Here is a 2,519-nt window from a genome sequence, read left to right as displayed (position 1 = left end):
GACCAGCATCATGCCTGTCGCGATGACACCGAGGAATGAAGCCACCTTGAGTTGCTGCAGGAGATATTCAGGCGACAGGAAGCTTCTGGAGTAGAGGCTGCCGAAGAACAGCAAAAGCACGATGCAGGCAAAGGCCGTCAGCACCGCCGGATCGGCGCGGCGGATGAATCTGGGCATGCGGCCGGCAATGCCGCCAAGCGTCGTTTCGCTCACAGGAACCACTCCAGCCGGTTGCGGACCCGAAACAGGGCGAAGGCGCCGAGGCTGACGGCGACCAGCAGGATAACGCCCTGGAACAGCGGCTGCCAGAGCGGATCGAAATCGAAGACGAACAACAAGTCGCCGATCGTGCGGAAAGCCAGTGCGCCGAAGATGGCGCCGATGGCGCTGCCCTTGCCGCCGAACAGCGAAACGCCGCCGAGCACCACGGCGGCGATCGAAAACAGCGTGTAGGAGTTGCCGCTGGCATAGGCCGCCTCACCCGTATAGGTGAAGAAGGTCAGGAACAGTCCGCCGATCGCCGCCAGCAGGCCGGCCAGCGTGTAGGCGGCGAACTTGCCGCGCCGGATCGGCACACCCGACATGTAGGCCGCCGTCTCCGATGAGCCTGCCGCGTAGGCGGCGCGGCCAAGCACCGAGCGGCTGAACGGCACCCAGATCACCAGCACGATGGCCAGCAGCACGACGAGACTTGCCGGCACCACGCCGAACACACGGCCGGTCAGCGCATCGGCCAGGTCCTCATTGACCGAGCCGCCCGGAAATGGCCGCAGCAACAGGCCGATGCCGTAATAGACGGCGCCTGTGGCAATGGTGGCGACAATCGGCTGCAGCCGGCCATAGATGACGATGGCGCCGTTGATGGCGCCGCACAGCAGCCCCACCGCCAGCACGGCGATGACGCCGAGCGTCGTCTGCATCGGCGTTCCCACCACCAGCCACGAAGCCAGGCAGTTGGTGAGGAGAAAAATCATGCCGACGGACAGGTCGATGCCGGCGGTGATCACCACCAGCGTCTGCGCCATGGCGACGAAGGCGAGCAGCACGCCCTTGTTGGCCGCCGTCTGCACCACATTGGCGGTGAAGCCGGCCGGATGGTTCGAGGTGTAGATGACGAACATGACGATGAAGATGCCGAACGCCAGCAGCGTTCCGCGCCGCTCGGCCAGCCAGTAACGCCAATCCTTCATGCGCCCACTCCCAGGCCCACCGGGCTGTCCTCGCCATGGATGTTGAGCGCGCTTGATATCAGCGCCCGCTCGGTGATCTCGGCGCCGACCAGCTCGCGCTTGACCGCTCCGTCGTAGAGCACCAGCACACGGTCGCAGCAGCCGATCAGCTCGTCATAGTCGGTCGAGTAGAACAGGATCGCCGCACCCGCGTCGGCCAGTTTGCGCATCAGCTGGTACAGCTCCTGTTTGGTGCCGACGTCGATGCCGCGCGTCGGATCGTTGAGCAGGATGATGCGCGGCTGGCGCATCAGCCATTTGGCGATGACCACCTTCTGCTGGTTGCCGCCCGAAAGCGCGCCGACCGGAATGTCGAGGCCCGCCGTCTTGATCGCCAAAAGGCCGACCATGTCGTCGATCAGCCGCTGCTCGGCGGCACGGTCGATGATGCCGGCTTTCGACAACCGGTCGAGGGCGGCGAAGGACAGGTTCTCGCGCACCGTCATCGGCAGCATCAGACCTTCGGTCTTGCGGTCCTCGGGAATGAGCGCCATGCCGATGCCGTCGTCGCGCGCAACGGATGGACTGGTGATCGACACAGGCTTGCCGTCGATCAGGATCTGGCCGCTGAGGCCGCGCAGCACGCCGAAGAAGGCGAGCAGCAATTCGCGCTGGCCCTGGCCGTCGAGGCCGCCAAGGCCGACCACCTCACCTGCCCTGACGGTCAGCGAGATGTCGTGCAGCCGGTCGGCCCATGAGAGCTTGCGGGCCTCGAGCCTGGGGGCCGCGGCGGCAGGCACGGCCGTCGGCTTGGGCGGAAAGATATGGCTGTATTCGCGGCCGATCATCAGTTCGACCACCTCATTGTCACTCTTCGAGCCGGCTGGATAGCTGGCGACATTGCGGCCGTTGCGGAACACCGTGCACTGATCCGCCAGTTCGGCGATCTCGTTCATGCGGTGCGAGATGTAAAGCAGCGCCAGCCCTTCCGAGCGCAGCCGCTTGAGCACCGCGAAGATCTTCGAGACATCCGCGGCAGTCAGCGCGGAGGTCGCCTCGTCGAGGATAAGGATGCGCGGCTTGCGTGCCAATGCCTTGGCGATCTCGACCATCTGCCGGCGCGACAATGGCAGGTCCTTGACCAGCGCCAGCGGGTGGATGTCGGCGGCGCCGGCACGAGCAAGTGCTTCTTCGGCGATGCGGCGCTGCGCCTTGCGGTCGATCATGCCGAAGCGTTTGGGCGGGTCGGAAATGACGATGTTGTCGGCAACGCTTAGCTCGGGGACAAGCGACAGTTCCTGGAAGATGCAGACGATGCCGGCCTTGTTGGCGGCACCCGGAGAAGCGAAG

At 65.1% G+C, this 2,519-nt stretch carries 2 protein-coding genes and 1 pseudogene; all 3 read right to left on the bottom strand.

Annotation, left to right across the window (positions count from 1 at the left end):
• Positions 1-213, bottom strand: a pseudogene (locus tag EN991_RS32015) (ABC transporter permease); the annotation flags it as partial.
• Positions 210-1,190 carry an ABC transporter permease gene (locus EN991_RS32010; protein ID WP_127370249.1) on the bottom strand — a complete coding sequence of 327 codons (981 nt, stop codon included), beginning with the start codon at positions 1,188-1,190 and terminating at the stop codon, positions 210-212. The pseudogene EN991_RS32015 and the gene EN991_RS32010, both read right to left, overlap by 4 nt.
• Positions 1,187-2,519 (bottom strand): sugar ABC transporter ATP-binding protein (locus tag EN991_RS32005; protein WP_164769524.1); only part of this gene is annotated, 1,333 nt, incomplete at its 5' end. The genes EN991_RS32010 and EN991_RS32005, both read right to left, overlap by 4 nt.

This window comes from Mesorhizobium sp. M7A.F.Ca.US.005.03.2.1 (genome assembly GCF_003997795.1).
In the GTDB taxonomy this organism is placed as follows: Bacteria; Pseudomonadota; Alphaproteobacteria; order Rhizobiales; family Rhizobiaceae; genus Mesorhizobium; species Mesorhizobium ciceri.
This window is presented reverse-complemented; position numbering and strand designations above follow the sequence as displayed.

Coding starts and splice junctions, on each gene's coding strand:
- EN991_RS32010 (WP_127370249.1), bottom strand. CDS start 1,190: ATGAAGGATTGGCGTTACTGGCTGGCCGAGCGGCGCGGAACGCTGCTG.